Genomic DNA, 16,793 nt, shown 5'->3' with positions numbered 1-16,793 from the left:
GTCAGGAAGACCGCACCTCCGGGCAGCGGACCCCGCCGGCCGGGACCGACCGCGAGATCAGGTAGCGGTCGATCGCGCCGACGGTGCACGCGCTCCGGCCGTACACGGTGTGCCCCGAGCCCTCGTACGTGAGCACGCGGGCCCCGGCGCCGATCTGCCTGGCCGTGCTGAGCGTCCACAGGTAGCCGGTGGCGGGGTCGTTCAGCGAGGAGGCCAGCAGGATCGGCGCGGCGGTGTCCACGCGCAGCCGGTGCTGCGGGTTGGGAACGGGCGCGGGCTGTCCGAGGCACCCGGCGATCCGGCCCAGCGCGGGCGGGCTGTACCTCATGTCCCCGGCCTGCCCGGCCTGCCGGCGCAGGAGCGAGGCGTACTCGGCGTGGTCGGCGACCGGCAGGTGGAAGTCCTGGCAGAACACGGGCGTGCTGACCGGCACCTCCTCCTCGTCCCTCGCGGCGCTCGCCGCCGGGCGCGGGCCGCCGCTGTCGATGGCCGCCAGCAGTTCGGCGAGCTCCGCCCAGTTGGGGTTGTAGAGACCGGCGAACGCCGTGTTCACCAGCTCGTACGCCCCCAAGGGCACGTCCGGCCGGCCCGGCTCGTGCAGCTCACCGCGGTCGGCCCGGTCCAGCAGCCCCCTCCAGATCGCCCGGACGTCCTTGCCGTTCAGCGCGCACGACGCCGTCGCCTCGCACCAGGCGACGAACTGGTCGAACGCCCCCGCCGTCTGGGCGGCCGCGGTGCTCAGGTAGGCCGCGGTGTCCACGCTGTGGTCGAAGTTCGAGTCGAGCGCGAGGGCCCGGACCCTGCCGGGGAAACGCTCGGCGTACGCCTGGCCGATCAGCGTGCCGTGCGAGACGCCGTAGTAGGTGAGCTTGTCGTCGCCCAGCGCGGCCCGTAGCGCCTCCACGTCGCGCGCGACGTCGAGCGAGCTCACCCGGTCGTACAGCGGCCCGGTGCGCGCCCGGCAGTCCTCCCGCAGCCGCCGGTTGTACGACACCCAGGCGTCCATGTCCGCCTGGCTCCCGATGAGCGGGTGCGGACGTTCGCGCACCAGCGCCGCCGAGCACTTCACCGGGTGGCTGCGGCCCACCCCGCGCGGGTCGAACCCGACGAGGTCGAAACGGCCGCGAAGCTCGGCGCTGAAGTAGCCGCTGCCGTGCACCACGAAGTCGACGCCGGAGCCGCCCGGCCCGCCGGGGTTGACGACCAGGGAGCCGATCCGGGAGGCCGGGCCCGTCGCCTTGCGGCGGGCCACCGCCAGGTCGATGGCAGCGCCGCCGGGGACGTCCCAGTCGATGGGCACCTGCAGCGTGCCGCACTCGGCGGTCATGTCCTCGGGGCACGGCGCCCAGGCGATCGCCCGCGGTGCGGCGGCGGCTGCTGCCGGGGCCAGGCTGATGAGCAGGGACGAGACGGCCGCGAGCACGAGGTGATTCTTCATGCGATCCTTCGGTCGGCGAAGAACGGGCAGTGACGCCACCGGATCATGCGGTCACCCGCATAACCTCGCCATAACCACGGTTCCGGACCGTCTCGTCCAGCTAGGGACCGCCCGCCGTCACTGGGCGGGCGTCTGCGGCTGGATGCCCTGCACCTCCTGCACCGGCGTCCTGGCCGCCGCCGGGTCCAGCGCGGGCCCGTCGGGGATCAGCCGCAGCAGGTGGGCGGGCACCGGCGCGACGTCCTTGGCGTCGTACCCCAGCTTGGTCACCAGGTCCGCCGACACCAGCGGATACCTCCGGCCCTGCTCGGTGATCAGGGAGTACTGCTGCACCGCCGAGAGCTGCCCGTCGCCCGGCAGGGTCCCGGCCAGCACCGCGCTGCCCGCGGGGAGCAGCACCTGGTCCACCTTCTCCGCGCCGGCGCTCGCGCCCGGCGTCGGGATGCGCATGGCGCCGCCCGTGGTCAGCACGGCCCGCGCCGAGCCCTTCTGGGTGTCCCGGTAGACCGCGCAGAGCGGGGCCGAGACGCCCGGCGAGCGGAAGCGCGGCATGGCGTCCGGCAGCGCGCCGTTGAGCATCTGGTGCGCCGACGCCTTGGCCGCGTTGGCGCTCGCCGCGTCGATCGCCGTCTCGCGCACCGGCTGCCGGCCGTAGGCGGTCTTGCTGGCCGGATCCAGGAGCAGCATCATCGCCTGCGTGTGCTTGATCGGCGCCAGCCCGTCGGCCAGGAGCACGTACCAGCGTTCGCTCGCGCCCGCCACCGACGCCACCTTGTAGACCTGCCCGACTCTGGACGCCTTGCCGCCCGGCCCTACCACCTTCTTGCCCCGCTGCGGGATCGCCGGCGCGGCGAAGTCGACGCCGGCCGGGATCGCGTTGATCCACGATGCCGGGACGCGGCGGGGCGTCTGGTCGGTGAGGCGGTCCACGTTCGTCACGCGCATGCGCTGGTTGGCCCAGAGCACCCAGCTCTGCTGCCCGTCGTTGACGACCATCGCCTCGCCGCCGACGGGCGTGCCGCCGACGTCCATGCCGCCCACGAGCGTCACGAACGGCTTGCGCACCCCCGAGACGTCCGCGCCCTCGACCACGCACGCCGACCAGGGGGCCTTGACCAGCCGCTCACGCTTCGGCAGCGAGTCCGGCGCGCCCTGGATGCCCACCTTCTGCCCGCGCGCGAACCCGGCCAGCGAGTCCGTGGAGACCGTCCGCACCTTGACGTCGTCGTTGTCGAGCAGGAGCCGGGCCGAGACGTAGTTGGCGACCGGCTGGAGCTTGCCGGTCTGCTGGTTGTAGACGTAGGAGGCGCCGGTCTCCTCCTCGATCAGGAGCTGCCCCGGCTCGGTGAGCTTGGTGGCGTTGCCCGGCTTGAGCAGCCCCCAGATCCCGAACGCGGCCACGACCAGCACCGCGATCAGGATGCCCGCGAACGTGGCCACGTTCTGCCGGCGCATGGGCGACTCGGGGACGTCCGGCTCCCCCTGCAGCAACGCGAGACCCAGGCGCTGCGTCATGAGCCGATGCGCCTGATAAAGATCTTTCTGCGTCTGCATAGCGCATCATGTTACGCATGTTGACACTGAGTCTTCTGTACGGAAAAGGAACATTCAAGTAAGGTGCTTGATCGAGTGCCGAGGGGGAGGTCTCGTGGGAGAAACGCAACCGCCCAAGAACTGGCCCGGCCTGGAAGCCGAGCGTGACGGCGTCACGTACGACGCCAAGAAGATCGCCAGCATCGCCGAGGCGCTGCGCGAAGCCATGAAGCCGATGGGCGGCGGCAACTACGGCAATTACCCGGGTTCGATCCAGGATCTCAGCCTCAACGGGTCGCTCAAGATGGAGAGCGACCGCCTCCGGAGCATCGACCGGTGGCAGGCCGGCCATTCCTTCGCCGACACGCTGGACCAGGCCCACCGGGAGTTCCTCAACGTCTACGAGGAAGCCCTGAACAACCTGTCCGTCGCCATCGCCCTGGTGAACGCGGGCGCGGGCAACTACAAGATCACGAACGCGGCCAACGAGGGCGGAGGCTGAGCGCATGGGCGGCGAGAAGAAGAAGACCCACTGGCTGAAGTCCAGCTGCGGCGACTGGCGCGTGGAGACCGGCGGCCGCCATGTCGCCGGGGTCGTGAGCTTCATCAAGGGCTTCGACGCCCAGCGCATCGCCCAGGCCGCCACCGCGTACAAGGACGCACATAAGGCCGTCGGCGACGTCCAGAAGGCCCTGGAGGAGCAGGCCGGCCAGCTCGCGAAGGTGTGGGACGGCAAGGCCTCCGTCGAGGCGCAGAAGGCCCTCGGCATCCTGCACGTGACGCTGGGCGAGCTGGCCACCAAGCTCCAGAAGATGCACGAGCCCGTGCAGGCCCTCTCCACCGTGGTGCGCAAGCACCAGGAGTTCATCGACGACGACATCAAGGGCGTCATGCCCACCTGGGCGAACCAGGGCGGGATAGCCGGGGGCACCTGGAACGACAGCATCCCCGACCTCTTCGCCACCTACAGCGGCGTCTACGGCGGCGACAACGCGAAGGGCGACTTCGGCTCCCAGGACGAGCTGGCCGGCCTCCACCTGCAGACGTTCGCCAACGACCTGGCGCACGTCCACGGGATGATCCCGAACACCGTGGAGAAGGTGCTCAGGGACATCGACTACCCGACGGGGCCGGGGGTCACCCCGCCGACGGTCACGTACCCGAAGGGCGGCCCGTACCCGAACGGCATCGACCCGAACGGACCGGGCGGCTTCACGACCAACCCGATCAACTACGACCCCTCGGGATCGGACCCCAACAACCAGTTCCCGACGAACCAGCCGAACCCGAACGCCTTCGACCCGAACGCCTTCGATCCGAACGGCACCAACCCGAACGGCATCGACCCGAACGGCACCGGCAACCCCAACGGCAACAACGGCAACGGCAACGGAACGGGCAACCCCGGCTCGCCGACCTTCCAGAACCCGGACACCTCGTCGCTCGGCTCCACCTCGCCGAACGGCTCGAACCCGGCGTTCAACCCGGCCGCGTACCAGGACCCCTCCGCCAACCGCACCACCAGCCTCCAGGACTACACGCCCACGAACACCAACGGCTGGACCCCGACCACCGGCACCGCCCACCCCACCACCACGGGCAACACCAGCTACAACGTGCCCTCGACGTCGTCGTACCCGCCGGGCACCACCGCCGGCAGCCCCGGCACGGCGACGGGCGGAGGCGTCACCGGCGCGAACCCGGCCATCACGACCGCCGCCACCCGCGCCACCTCGGCCGGCACAGGCATGCCCTTCCTCCCGATGGGCGCCGGCGGCGGAGGCGGGGCGCAGAGCTCCGAGAAGCAGGAGTCGACGACCTGGCTCCACGAGGACGACGACGTCTGGGGCACCAACCCCGACTCAGTGGTGAACAGCCAAATCGGCTGACCCTCCTACGGAACCAGCCGGTCCGGCTGGCCCCTCCTGGGGAGCCAGCCGGCGCACCTCGCCCCTCCTGCGAAAGCAGCCGGACGGGCTGCCCCCTCTTGGGGAAACAGCCGGACCGGCTGACCTCTCCTGGGGAAACAGCCAGCTCACCCCGCCCCTCCTGGGGAAACAGCCGGACGGGCTGCCCCTCCTGCGGAAGCAACCGGACGGGCTGCCCCCTCCTGGGGAAACAACCGGCGCACCTCGCCCCTCCTGCGAAAGCAACCGGTCCGGCTGCCCCCTCCTGCGGAAACAACCGGACCGGCTGACCTCTCCTAGGGAACCAGCCAGCTCAACTCGCCCCTCCCGCGAGAACGGCCGGACCGGCTGCCCCCTCCTGCGGACGAGTCAGCCGGCGTCGGGGAGGGCGGCCTGGATGGGTGTGATGGTGCCGGTCGTCACCAGGAAGCCACGACCGGGCGGCCCGCCCACCGTCCCCCGCGGCAACCGGATGTTGAACAGGTCCCCGTCCGTCTGCCCCTGCACCGCGAGCAGCACCCCCGTACGGGACTTGCGGGCCTCGGCGACGAACCCGCGGTAGGCGACGGCCAGGTCCCCGGTCGTGCCAGCGACGAGCAGGCCGTGATCACCGTCCCGCCCCGAACGCAGCACCTCCTCCAGTGCCATCCCCAGGGGGGAGTCGGCGTTGACCAGCTCGGCATCGTCCACGACGACGACGTAGTCGTGCAGATCGGCGACGAGCTCAGCCAGGTTGCCCGCGTTGCCGTCCAGCACCGCCAGCAGCCCGTCCAGGCCGCGCAGCGGGCTGCGGCGGGGCGTGACGGCGATGACCGGCGTCCCCCGCTCGATCAGGGACCGGGCCGCCGTCAGCAGCGCCGACGACCGCCCCGAGCGGGCCGGCCCGGCGATCACGGCGGCCGGGCCGTGGGCGAGCAGATCGAGCCCCAGCGGCGCCAGAGCGTCGCCCCCGGCCCCCACAAGGGCCCACAGCGGCGACGGCGGCCTGAACGACGGATCCAGGTCGAACGTCTCGGCCACGGTGATGCGCATCGGCAGCGCGTCCACCCGCAGCGGCGGCCGCCCGGGCCAACGCCACCCGCCCCGCCCTCCGGCCGACGAGACCGTGTGCACCGCCCCGCCCGTACGTGTGCCCGCCTCCATCCCTGCGCCGACGGCGGGACCGGACGCCAGGGGGACGGCGCGGGCGAGTGCCTGCAATGCCGCCACCTGCGCGGGCCCTGCCGGATCGGGGGAAAGCAGAGCGATGTGATGCTCGACGATGCCGTGATCCCCGAGGGACAGGGCTCGTCCCGGCGGCACCGACGAGGGCAACCCCTTCAACGGGAACCCGGCGAGCCCGTAGTCGGCGGAGTCGGACAGGCGGAGCAGCAGCCGGTCGTCGAACACGGTGGACACCTGGCCCAGCAGCCCTGACCGGTCACTGGTGATCACGGCCCGCAGCCCCACGGCCGGGCCCTCGCGCAACAGTTGCAGCAGCGCCTCGATCAGCCGCCCGTAGTCGTAGCTCTCGAAGGCGGCCACGAAGCCCTCCCACCGGTCCATCATGAACACCAGCCAGGGCAGCCGATGCCCGGCCTGCCGGTATTCGGCCAGCGAGGCGTGGCCCGCCTCGGCCAGGAGCTGCTGACGGCGGCCGATCTCGGCGCGAAGCCGGTTGAGTAAGCGTTCGACCCGGTCGAGCTGGTCCCGCGTCACCACCGCGCCGCAGTGCGGCATCGCCACCAGGGGCAGCAGCGCCCCGGACCCGCAGTCGATCGCGTGCAGGTGGACGTCGGCGGGAGAGGCGTGGGCGGCGATGGAGCCGGCGATCGTCCGCAACGCCGTGGACCTGCCACTGCGCGCGGCACCCGCGATGAGCAGGTGCCCACCGTGCGCCAGATCCAGCGTCAACGGCTTCCTGTCCTGCGCCCAGGGACGGTCCGTGATCCCGAACGGCACCGGCTCCACTTCGACGAACACGTCCTCCTCCACCTCATGGGCCCCCAAGCGGGAGGCGACGCCGCGGTCGCCGGCCGCCGGGGCGCCGGGGCCGGTGGCCGGCGGGACGCCGATGCCAGGGGGCGCCGGGGCGTTGGAGCTGGTGGTCGGCGGAGTGGCGGGGTCAGCGGGAGGCGGGGCCCCGAAGCCGGACGGCGGCGTCGGGCCGGGCCGGGACACGGGCGGCGCTCCGGTCACGGAGGCCGGATGCACGTTCGCCTTCCCCGGCCGCCCAGAACTGTCGAACGACGGCTGCCCGGAGCCTTTCACCCGGGCCCGCGCCTGAAGCGGGTCACCACGGAAGGGCACTCCCGACGCCTGCAACGGCGGCCCATCGGACGCGCCCGGCGCAGATGCCCCGCCGGCATCGCGCGCAGGCCCCCCAGCACCCTCGCGTCCAGGTGCTCCAGCGCTGTCATATGTGGGGGTTCCGGCGGCGTCGTGCGCGGACGCTCCAGAGCCGTCGCGCGTCGGTGCTCCGACGGTGTTCCCCGCAAGCGACCCGGCGGCGTCGTACGAAGGCGCTCCGCCGATGGCGGGATCAGGCGCCAGGGGAGGGGCGGGCAGGGGGAGGACGAACAGGGTGGGGAGGGGGTCGAGCCAGGGGCTGGGCTGGGGCGGGACGCCTTTCAGCCGGGCCGCCTCGATCAGCGCGTCGGCCACCAGCGTGAGGTCCGTGACCGTCGACTCCTCCTCGGACCGCGGCGCCCGGGGAAGGGCCCGGCCCAGGGCGCGCCAGCCCACGTCGATCACCCGGACGTCGGCGGCCGGCGCCCCGCCCCCGGCGGGCAGGGGGCTGCGCCCGCCGACCCGGGCCGTCTGTACGGCGACCGCCGCCCCCACCCCGGAGCGCACGTAGCACCGGCCGGGGGTGTTCTTGGAGATCTGGGCGGCGTCCGGCAGGTCGATGACGTCGGACGACTCGGCGGGCTCGGTGACCCGCAGCGCGATGCGCAGTGACGTGTTGGCCTGGATGTCGGCGGTCACCACCCCGGCGGGCCGCTGCGTGGCGAGGATCAGGTGGATGCCCAGCGAGCGGCCCCGGCGGGCGATGTCGACCAGCCCGGTGACGAAGTCGGGCAGCTCGGCCACCAGCGCGGCGAACTCGTCGATGATCAGCACCAGTCGCGGCAGGGAGACGGGCCCGGTGTAGTCGTCGAGGTCCTTCGCGCCCGCCTGGAACAGCAGTCGCTCGCGGCGGCGGATCTCCGCGGCCAGCGAGTCGAGTGCCCGCTGCGTCAGGTGGCCGTCGAGGTCGCTGACCATGCCGACCGTGTGCGGCAGGCGTACGCACTCCTTGAAGGCCGCCCCGCCCTTGTAGTCGATCAGCACGAACGTGAGCTGGTCGGGCCGGTTGGCGACGGCCAGCGCGCAGATCAGCGTCTGCAGCAACTCGGACTTGCCCGCGCCGGTGGTGCCGGCGATCAGCCCGTGGGGGCCGTCGAGCCGGAGGTCGACGGAGAACGGCCCGTCGGGGCCGACGCCGATGAGCGCCTGGGTGGAGCCGCGGGCCCGCCACCGGGCGGCCAGCTCAGACCCGGACGGGCTCGGCAGGCCCATGAGGTCGAGCAGGCGGACCGCGTCGGGCAGGTCGCCTCCTGGGGCGTCGCGGCTGACGTCGCGGATGGGGGAGAGGGCCCGCGCCAGGCGGTCGCACCAGGCGGGCGAGACGGCGTCGCCCAGCACCGGGCCGATGACGTCGAGGCCGCCGCCGCGCAGGTGGACCAGCCCGTCGGGGCCGCACGCGGCCACCGTCTGGCACTCCTCGGGCAGCAGGCGCTGGTCGTCGTCGATGGCGAGGGTGTAGACGCCCGAACGCGGCCCCTGGCGCAGCACCTGCGGCATGTGGGGCAGGCCGCGCAGCACCTGGGCGCCGTCGAGGATCACCAGGATGTCGTAGGGGCGTACGTCGTAGGAGGAGAAGGCCGGTTTGTCGGCGCCGGTGCCGCCGAGGTCGTCCCAGCCGGTGGGGATCTTGCCCAGCTCGGGGATCTTGGTGTTCTGGCGCTCGTCGATGAGGGCGGCCAGCTCGGCGACGCGGCGGGCGGCGGACTCGGGGTCGACGCCGATCAGCGACAGGCACTCCTCGGCGCCTCGCGGGCCGCAGTGGGGGAGCCAGCGCAGCCAGCCCCAGCGGCGCTCGGCGTCGGGGTGCGCCGAGATGAGCACGATGGCGAGGTCGCGCGGGCTGTGCAGGGTGGCGGCCTGGGCGACGAGCCAGCTCGCCAGGCTGGCGGCGAAGGCGCGCGGGCCGGTGACGCCGGCCACGCCGAGCCGCCGCATCGGCAGCGCCACCGGCACCGAGCGGCACGTCGGCGGGTCGAGCGGCCCGCCCTGCTCCTCCGTCAGCTGCAGGTCGGCGGGCAGGTCGGCGAGGCCGACCCGGAGCCGCAGCGCGTCGGAGTCGTGGATGCGGCGCTCCCACAGCCGCCGGCGCGGCCCGGTGGCCGTGAGCAGCACCTGGGCGGGGTCGGGCGCGTCGGCGCGGCGGGCGGCCTCGTCGGCCACGCGGGCGCGCTCGACGGCGGCGTCGTATTCCTGGAGCCGTTCGCGGTGCTCCTTGAGCGCCTTCTTGTGCTGCTTCTTGCCGTGGCGGCGGTCGCTCCACCACTGGCCGATCATGATGACCGGCGTCATGAGGGCGACGAGCAGGTAGTACCAGACCTGGAGGGCCAGGGCGAGGGTCACGCCCAGCACGGCCGGCAGGAACGCGGCCAGCAGTTGCAGCCGCATCCCCTCGCTCCTGGACGGCTCCTTCGGCCGGACGAACGCGCGCTGGGGCTCGGGCCTGCGCAGCCGCGGCGGCCGGTTGTAGGCCACGCCGCCCTCGCCGAGCGGCGCCAGGTGCGCGTCCTTGGGCTCGACCGCGGTCAGCACGAACACCGACGAGCCGCAGGTGAGCACCGCCTGGTCGAGCCAGGGGACGGGGTCGGTGAGCGGCCGGCCGTCGAGCTCGGGCACCTCGGTGTAGCCGGCGGCGTGCTCGGCCGCCTCGCGCTCGGCGACCCGCGCCGTCAGCTCGGCCACCTCGTCGGCCCACCGCCCCTTGAGCTTGATCTTTGGGGCCTCGTCCTGGGCCCGCCAGGTGCGCTCGACGGTGATCGCGTCGGGGGTCACGCGTACGGTGACCGCCTCGGGCGCGAGCGCCGGGTCGGCGACGGCGATCGCGCACATTGGATCGGCGCCGATGACGTGCGCCCCGAGCCCCAGCCGGTGGACGGCCCCCGCGCCGGGACCGCCCACCACGCGCACCTCGGCCACCCCGCCAGGCTCCTCGATCACCGTGGCCCTGGCCAGGCGGGGATCGAGCGTGATCTTGTCGCCGTCGCGCAGCACGGACGCGGCACGGGCGCGCGGGTCGAGCGGCCGGCCGTCGCGCCACACGATCGGCTCGTGCCCGATGGCCGGGGCGGCGGGCCCGGCCCGGCGGGGCGGCGGCACGCGCACCGGATCGGCGCCGGGCGCCGGCCCGTAGGGGGCGCGGGACCTGGGCAGCCGGACGACCTGCGCCAGGGGCGCGGGGTCGCCGAGCGCCGCGCCGATCGCGGCCACGGTGGCGTCGTCGTCGCCGTCGATCACGACGTCGCGCTCGCCCTGCCCGCCGAGCACGGTGAGCATGATCCGCATCGTTGGGTCCCCTCGCTCGACGCCGGACGGCATGGACGCCGGACGGCATGGACGCCGGACGGCATGGACACCGGACGGCATGGCTGCCGGGCGCCAAGGTAACGCCCGCGGCGAGATTAGACCCGCCGGTTGACGTCACGGGCATGAGAACGCGGTTCTGTGGATAAACGCGCGCGAGTGGAGTGACTTATGTGACGGAAGTGGCGGACATAACGGGGAAAATGCCCTTCCGTCAACTGGATAGAAAAAATAGGCATCGATTATCGCCTCTTGACACTCGCCACCTGCGAAACGAGCATTGGTCCTCGCATTCCGGCCACGCCGCACCGACATGCCCCACATAATGGCGGGGATTCCTTAATTCACTTTGGGAGCCCCCCACCCATGAGGACCAGTGAAAAGCCTGCCGTCAACGCGGCGGCGGGGTTGTCCGGCCCGGCCTCGCGCAAGCTCCCCGTGCCACCCAGAGAACGCAAGCCGGCCCTGGCCGCGCTCGCCGTCCTGCTCATACTCGGCGGCGCGCTCGCCACGACCCTGCTCGTGCTCAACAGCGGCGGCCGCGTCTCGGCCATCCGCATCGTCCAGCAGGTCGGCGCCGGTCAGAAGTTCCCGCCCGAGGCGCTCGAAGAGGTCAAGGTCGCCGGCGAGGGCGTCGACTACGTGAGCTGGTCGCAGCGCGAGCAGGTCACGCGCAGCTTCGCGACGGTCACGATCCTCCCGGGCACCCTGCTGACGAACCGCATGGGCGTCCGCGCCAGCACCGAGCTCGGCGAGGGAAAGGCCACCGTCGGATTGGCGCTTAAACCCGGCCAAATGCCGGCGGGCATTCAGCAGGGCGACCGCGTTCAGGTCATTTACGTGCCCAGCCGCACCAGCCAGGGGCAAACCCGTGTGCTCGCCCCCAATGCGCTCGTCTTCTCCGCCGGCGGCGACAAGTCCAGGTCCGGAAATTCCGGCCAGATCACGGTGGTGGTGGATTCAACGGCCGCACCGGAAATAGTGGGTTTCGCCTCCAGCGGCGAGATCGCCGTCGCCGAGCTTCCGGGGGCACGCTGACGTGGGACTGATCGTGCTGGCCGCCGACAAGGGCGCGCCGGGCGTCACCACGGCCGCGACGGCACTGGCCGCCGTATGGCCGCGGCCGGTGCTGCTGGCCGAGTGCGACCCGGCCGGCGGCGACCTCGCCTACCGCCTGCCCGCCGCCGACGGCGGGGTGCTCAACCCCGGCAAGGGCCTGCTCACCCTGGGCGCCACCGCCCGGCGCGGCCTGGAGCCCGCCCAGATCCACCAGCACACGCAGAAGATCGTCGGCGGGCTCGACGTGCTGGCCGGGCTCACCCACGCCGAGCAGGCCGCCGGCCTCACCTGGCTGTGGGGCCCGCTCGGCCGGGCGCTCGCCGCGATCCCCGACGCCGACGTCATCGCCGACTGCGGCCGGCTCGGCGCCCACCCCCAGCTCGGCGACCTGCTGGCCGAGGCCGAGCAGGTCGTGCTGCTCACCAGGGCCACCCTCGACCACGTCGCCCACCTGCGCGAACGCCTTCAGATCACCAAGGCGCACGGCGTCGTCGTCATCGCCGACCCGCGCGCCTACCGCGCCTCCATCGACGACGTACGCAGGATCGTCGGCCCGAGCGTCCAGTTCGTCTACGGCCTGGCCCACGACCCCAAGGGCGCCGAGCTGCTGCGCGGCCAGTGGGGCGGCCGGCTCGACCGTTCCCTCCTCATCCGTACGGCCCGCGACCTCGCGGGGAGGCTGGTGAGCCACCGATGATCGATCACCTGCTGGTCAAGCGCTTCCGCCAGGAGGTCGGCGACCGCCTGGCCCACCAGCGCCGGCTCGACCAGGCCAACGGCCTGCCCGCCATGACCGGCGAGGACGAGCGCCAGTTCGCCAGGGCGCTGATCTCGCAGGTCCTGGAGGAGCACGCGCGCAGCGAGATCGGCCTCGGCCGCACGCCGCCCACGGTCGAGGAGGAGGAGGCGCTGGCGGCCGGCATCCACGCCGCGCTGTTCGGCGTGGGCCGCCTCCAGCCGCTGCTCGACGACGCCCAGGTCGAGAACATCGACATCAACGGCTGCGACCGCGTCTTCGTCAGCTACGCCGACGGCCAGGAGTCCATGCACGACCCGGTCGCCGAGTCCGACGAGGAGCTCGTCGAGCTGATCCAGATCCTGGCCGCGTACTCGGGGTTGTCGAGCCGGCCGTTCGACACCGCCAACCCGCAGCTCGACCTGCGCCTGCCCGACGGTTCGCGGCTGAGCGCGGTCATGGACGTCACCGTACGGCCCGCGATCTCCATCCGCCGCGCCCGCCTCGGCAAGGTCTTCCTCAGCGACCTCGTCGGCAACGGCACGGTCGGCCCCGACCTCGGCAGGTTCCTCAGCGCGGCCGTCGCCGCCCGCAAGAACATCATGATCGCCGGGTCCACCAACGCCGGCAAGACCACCCTGCTGCGGGCGCTGGCCAACGAGATCCCGCCGGGCGAGCGCCTCATCACCGTCGAACGCGCCCTGGAGCTGGGCCTCGACCAGTTCCCCGAGCTGCATCCCAACGTCGTCGCCTTCGAGCAGCGCCTGCCCAACTCCGAGGGCCAGGGCGAGATCTCCATGGCCGAGCTGGTCCGCCGCTCGCTGCGGATGAACCCCAGCCGCGTCATCGTCGGCGAGGTGCTCGGCGACGAGATCGTCACCATGCTCAACGCGATGACGCAGGGCAACGACGGCTCCCTGTCGACCATCCACGCCAACTCCAGCATGGAGGTCTTCAACCGCATCGCCACGTACGCGCTCCAGGCCGGCGAGCGCCTGCCCATCGACGCCACCCACATGCTCATCGCGGGCGCGATCGACTTCGTGGTCTTCGTCGAGAAGCGCAACGACTACCACCGCGGCGGCACCCTGCGCCGCTACGTCTCCAGCGTCCGCGAGGTCAACGGCTGCGACGGCCGCGTCCTGTCGAGCGAGGTGTTCGCGCCGGGACCCGACGGCTCCGCCGTGCCGCACGCGCCCGTCTCGTGCCTGGACGAGCTCATGGCGCACGGCTACACCCCGGGGGGATGGTGACCGATGGGCCTGACCATGGACCCGTTCGCCCTGCTCGCCGGCGCGCTCGCCGGCGGCGGCCTGTTCCTGCTGATCCTCTCCCTGTACGGGATGCGCCCCCGCCCGCCGCAGCCCGAACGCCACCTGATCAGGATGCTGACCACGCGCGGCGCGGTCGCCGCCGTGGCCGCCTCGCTGGTCCTGCTCATCACCCGGTGGCCGGTCGCGGCGGTGGGCACCGTGCTGCTGGTGTTCGCCTGGCGCGGGCTGTCGGGCGGCGCGGCCGAGGAGCGGGCCGCCATGCGCCGCCTCGAAGGGCTCGCCGCCTGGACCGAGTCGCTGCGCGACACCATCGCCGGCGCGGCCGGGCTGGAGCAGGCGATCCCGTCGTCGATCAGGGCCGCCGCGCCGACGCTCCGCCCGCACCTGCGCGCCATGATCGACCGGCTGCACACCAGGATGGCGCTGCCCGAGGCGCTCGCGCTCTTCGCCGATGAGCTCGACGACCCCTCGGCCGACCTGGTGGTGGCCGCGCTCATGCTCAACTCCAAGCTGCGCGGCCCCGGCCTGCGCGACGTGCTCGGCGCGCTCGCCGTCTCGGCCCGCGAGGAGCTTGACATGCGCCGCCGTGTCGAGGCCGAACGCCGCGCGACCCGGCGCAGCGTGCAGATCGTGGTGATCACCGCGCTGGGCTTCGCCGCGCTCCTCGTGCTGTTCAACGGCGACTACGTCGAGGAGTACGACGACCCGCTCGGCCAGGCCGTCCTGGTGGTCGTGGCCGGGCTGTTCGGCGCGGGGTTCGCGTGGATGCGCCGGCTGGCCGGGTTCGACAAGCCGACGCGGCTGCTGACCGGAAGGGGCGGCGATGGTTGAGGGCGCACTGGCCGGAGCCGCGCTCGGGCTCGGCCTGTTCGTACTGGTACGCGCGATCTTCCCGGCCCGCCCCGGACTGGTGGCGCGGCTGCTCGCGCTGGACGCCGTACGCGAGGACGCCGGCGCGCCGCGCATCCAGCTCCTGCTGCCCGAGGAGGAGGTCGGCGCGTTCCGCCGCAACCTCGGCGTACGGCTGGCCGCGCTCTACGCCGCCCGCGGCTGGGAGGTCAGGTCCGTACGGTCGGACCTGGCGCTGCTCGGCCGTTCCTTCGAGGCGTTCCTCGCGACCAAGGCGCTCCTCGGCGCGGCCGGCCTGCTGGCGTTCCCGCTGCTGCTCGGCTGGCTGGTGCTCATGGGGTGGGGCAGCTCGCCGGCCATCCCGTTCTGGGTGGCGGTGCTGGCCGCGGTCGTCTTCTTCTTCCTGCCCGACCTGCAGATCCGCAAGGAGGCCGCGGCCCGCAGGCGCGACTTCCGTCACGTGGTCGGCGCGTTCCTCGACCTCGTGTCCATGAACCTGGCCGGCGGCCGCGGCGTCCCCGAGGCGCTGATGATGGCGGTCACGATCAGCGGCGAGCAGCCCAACTGGGCGATGGGCCGCATCCGCGACGCGCTGAGCGGCGCGCGCATCGTCGGCATCACCCCCTGGCAGGCGCTCGGCCAGCTCGGCGAGGAGATCAACGTCGACGAGCTGCGCGACCTGTCGGCGGCGCTCGGCCTGGTGGCCGACGACGGCGCCAAGGTCCGCTCGTCCCTCACGGCCAGGGCCGCCACCCTGCGCCGCCGGGAGCTGGCCGAGATCGAGGGACGCGCGGGCGAGCGCTCCCAGTCGATGCTCGTCGCCCAGCTCCTGCTCTGCGCCGGTTTCGTGATCTTTCTCAGTTATCCCGCCGCGATGAAGATGTTGGGGGTCTCATGAACCATCCCTGGATCGTCTATCTCCGTGCGTGCCTCGCCGTACGCGTCCACCGGGCCAGGACCGCGCCCACCCGGGGTGCCTCCGCCGTCGAGTGGGTGATCATCACCGCCATCATCGCGGGCGTCGCGCTGGGGCTGGCCACGCTGATCAGGACGCTGGTGGAGCAGCAGCAGGGCCAGATCGAGCAGAGCTTCGGCGGTGGTGGCGGCGGTGGCGGTGGCGGCGACGAGTAGCCCGCGCCGCCGCGCCCGCGAGCGTGGCGCCAGCGCGGTCGAGCTGGCGCTGCTCATGCCGATCATCCTGGCGGTGGCGCTGCTCATCGTGCAGGTGGCGCTCTGGTTCCACGCGCGGCAGGTCGCCGAGGCGGCCGCCCAGGAGGGGGCGCGCGTGGCCAGGGCGGCGCCGATCGACTCGGCCGGCTGGGAGGGCACCGCCACGGCCAAGGCCACCGAGATCGTCCGCGCGATCGGGCCACGGCTGCTCGGCGGCGCGACCGCCACGACGTCCGAGAGGGAGCCCGACGAGCGGTTCGTCACCGTGACCGGCAGCGCCGTACAGGTCATCCCGCTGCTTCCGTCACTGACGTTCACGATCAGCGCGACCGCGGGCGGGCCCGTCGAGTGCTTCCGCCCCGACAACGGGGGCGAGGACTGCGAATGAGGGCCGATCGCGAGCGCGGGTCCATGGCCGTCGAGACGGTCATGCTGGCCCCGGTCTTCCTGCTGTTCCTGCTGTTCCTGGCCGGGGCCGGGGTGCTGGTGGAGTCGCAGGGCCGGGTCAACGGCGCGGCCAGGGACGCCGCCCGCGCCGCCTCCGTGCAGCGTACGTTCGACGACGCCCAGGGGGCCGCCGACGCCATCACCCGGGCGACGCTCACCGGCCCCTGCGGGTCGCCGGCCGTGTCACTGGACGGCTCCGCGTGGGAGCAGGGCGGGCAGGTGGAGGCCGTCGTCACCTGCGAGCTGGACCTCGGCTTCCTCGGGTTCGGCGACAAGCGGCTCACCGGCACCGCCGTCGTGCCCCTGGAGCAGTTCAGGAGGGTCGAGTGAGCGAGCGGGGGTCCATGTCGGTGTTCACCGTGCTGTTCTCGGTGGTCGCGTTCCTGCTGGCGGGGCTGCTGGTGGACGGCGGCGGGGCGATCAACGCCCGGCTGCGCGCCGCCGACGTGGCCGAGCAGGCCGCGCGGGCCGGCGCCGACCAGATCGACGAGGACGTGCTGCGCACCAGCGGCGAGACTCGGCTGCTCGGCGAGGACCGCGTGTGCGCGCGGGCCGACGAGATCATCGCGGCCCAGGGCGACGACGTGCGCGCGGGCCGCTGCTCGGTGCAGCAGGAGCAGGTGACGGTGAGCGTGTCGGTGCGCTGGCAGGCGTTCTTCCTCGGCGCGATCGGCTTCGCGGGATCGGACATGACCGGCGAGGCCACGGCCGCGCCCCAAGCGAGATAGACCGAATGGCTTCACTCAGTGGCACGC

General features: G+C 73.0%; 14 protein-coding genes. 11 read left to right on the top strand and 3 right to left on the bottom strand.

What is annotated here, in order from left to right:
* Position 1 precedes the first annotated feature (1 nt).
* The gene (locus SMD20_RS24475; protein ID WP_329584957.1) at positions 2-1,438 is read right to left on the bottom strand and encodes an alpha/beta hydrolase; all 1,437 of its coding nucleotides are present in this window, start codon (positions 1,436-1,438) and stop codon (positions 2-4) included.
* 117 nt (positions 1,439-1,555) lie between these two features.
* Positions 1,556-2,992: a type VII secretion protein EccB gene (gene eccB / locus SMD20_RS24470; protein WP_329584956.1), complete on the bottom strand. Its 1,437-nt coding sequence runs from the start codon at positions 2,990-2,992 to the stop codon at positions 1,556-1,558.
* Positions 2,993-3,086: 94 nt separating this feature from the next.
* Between eccB and SMD20_RS24465 the strand changes: the two genes are divergently transcribed.
* Positions 3,087-3,473: a hypothetical protein gene (locus SMD20_RS24465; RefSeq protein WP_329584954.1), complete on the top strand. Its 387-nt coding sequence runs from the start codon at positions 3,087-3,089 to the stop codon at positions 3,471-3,473.
* A gap of 4 nt (positions 3,474-3,477) precedes the next feature.
* Positions 3,478-4,860 carry a WXG100 family type VII secretion target gene (locus SMD20_RS24460; protein WP_329584952.1) on the top strand — a complete coding sequence of 461 codons (1,383 nt, stop codon included), beginning with the start codon at positions 3,478-3,480 and terminating at the stop codon, positions 4,858-4,860.
* A 387-nt stretch (positions 4,861-5,247) separates the two neighbouring features.
* On the opposite strand, the gene SMD20_RS24455 is transcribed toward SMD20_RS24460, so the two are convergent.
* Positions 5,248-10,485 (bottom strand): FtsK/SpoIIIE domain-containing protein, encoded by a 5,238-nt coding sequence (locus tag SMD20_RS24455; RefSeq protein WP_329584949.1) that lies wholly within the window; start codon positions 10,483-10,485, stop codon positions 5,248-5,250.
* Positions 10,486-10,869: 384 nt separating this feature from the next.
* Here SMD20_RS24455 and SMD20_RS24450 point away from each other — a divergent pair, with 384 nt between their 5' ends.
* The 9 genes from SMD20_RS24450 to SMD20_RS24410 are packed head-to-tail and all read left to right on the top strand — an operon-like array spanning position 10,870 to position 16,766.
* On the top strand, positions 10,870-11,541 hold the full coding sequence (locus SMD20_RS24450) for a hypothetical protein (RefSeq protein WP_329584948.1): 672 nt from the start codon (positions 10,870-10,872) through the stop codon (positions 11,539-11,541).
* A 1-nt stretch (position 11,542) separates the two neighbouring features.
* Positions 11,543-12,259 carry a hypothetical protein gene (locus tag SMD20_RS24445; protein ID WP_329584947.1) on the top strand — a complete coding sequence of 239 codons (717 nt, stop codon included), beginning with the start codon at positions 11,543-11,545 and terminating at the stop codon, positions 12,257-12,259.
* Positions 12,256-13,551, top strand: a complete 1,296-nt coding sequence (locus tag SMD20_RS24440; RefSeq protein WP_329584945.1) for a CpaF family protein — start codon at positions 12,256-12,258, stop codon at positions 13,549-13,551. Before SMD20_RS24445 ends, SMD20_RS24440 begins: the two co-directional genes overlap by 4 nt.
* 3 nt (positions 13,552-13,554) lie before the next feature.
* On the top strand, positions 13,555-14,403 hold the full coding sequence (locus tag SMD20_RS24435; RefSeq protein ID WP_329584943.1) for a type II secretion system F family protein: 849 nt from the start codon (positions 13,555-13,557) through the stop codon (positions 14,401-14,403).
* A complete protein-coding gene (locus SMD20_RS24430; protein WP_329584941.1) occupies positions 14,396-15,319 on the top strand; it encodes a type II secretion system F family protein in 924 nt (307 codons plus the stop codon). Before SMD20_RS24435 ends, SMD20_RS24430 begins: the two co-directional genes overlap by 8 nt.
* Positions 15,316-15,552, top strand: a complete 237-nt coding sequence (locus SMD20_RS24425) for a hypothetical protein (protein ID WP_329584938.1) — start codon at positions 15,316-15,318, stop codon at positions 15,550-15,552. Before SMD20_RS24430 ends, SMD20_RS24425 begins: the two co-directional genes overlap by 4 nt.
* A complete protein-coding gene (locus SMD20_RS24420; RefSeq protein ID WP_329584935.1) occupies positions 15,521-15,979 on the top strand; it encodes a TadE/TadG family type IV pilus assembly protein in 459 nt (152 codons plus the stop codon). The genes SMD20_RS24425 and SMD20_RS24420 overlap by 32 nt, the downstream gene beginning before the upstream one ends.
* Positions 15,976-16,368, top strand: coding sequence for a TadE/TadG family type IV pilus assembly protein (locus SMD20_RS24415; RefSeq protein WP_329584931.1), 393 nt, complete (start codon positions 15,976-15,978; stop codon positions 16,366-16,368). The genes SMD20_RS24420 and SMD20_RS24415 overlap by 4 nt, the downstream gene beginning before the upstream one ends.
* On the top strand, positions 16,365-16,766 hold the full coding sequence (locus SMD20_RS24410) for a flp pilus-assembly TadE/G-like family protein (RefSeq protein WP_329584929.1): 402 nt from the start codon (positions 16,365-16,367) through the stop codon (positions 16,764-16,766). The genes SMD20_RS24415 and SMD20_RS24410 overlap by 4 nt, the downstream gene beginning before the upstream one ends.
* Positions 16,767-16,793: the final 27 nt, after the last annotated feature.

Origin of the sequence: Nonomuraea sp. LP-02, from assembly GCF_036289125.1 — a bacterium.
Lineage (GTDB): Bacteria > Actinomycetota > Actinomycetes > Streptosporangiales > Streptosporangiaceae > Nonomuraea > Nonomuraea bangladeshensis.
Note: the sequence above shows the minus strand (reverse complement) of the source record. Positions and strands in the feature narration are given on the sequence as shown.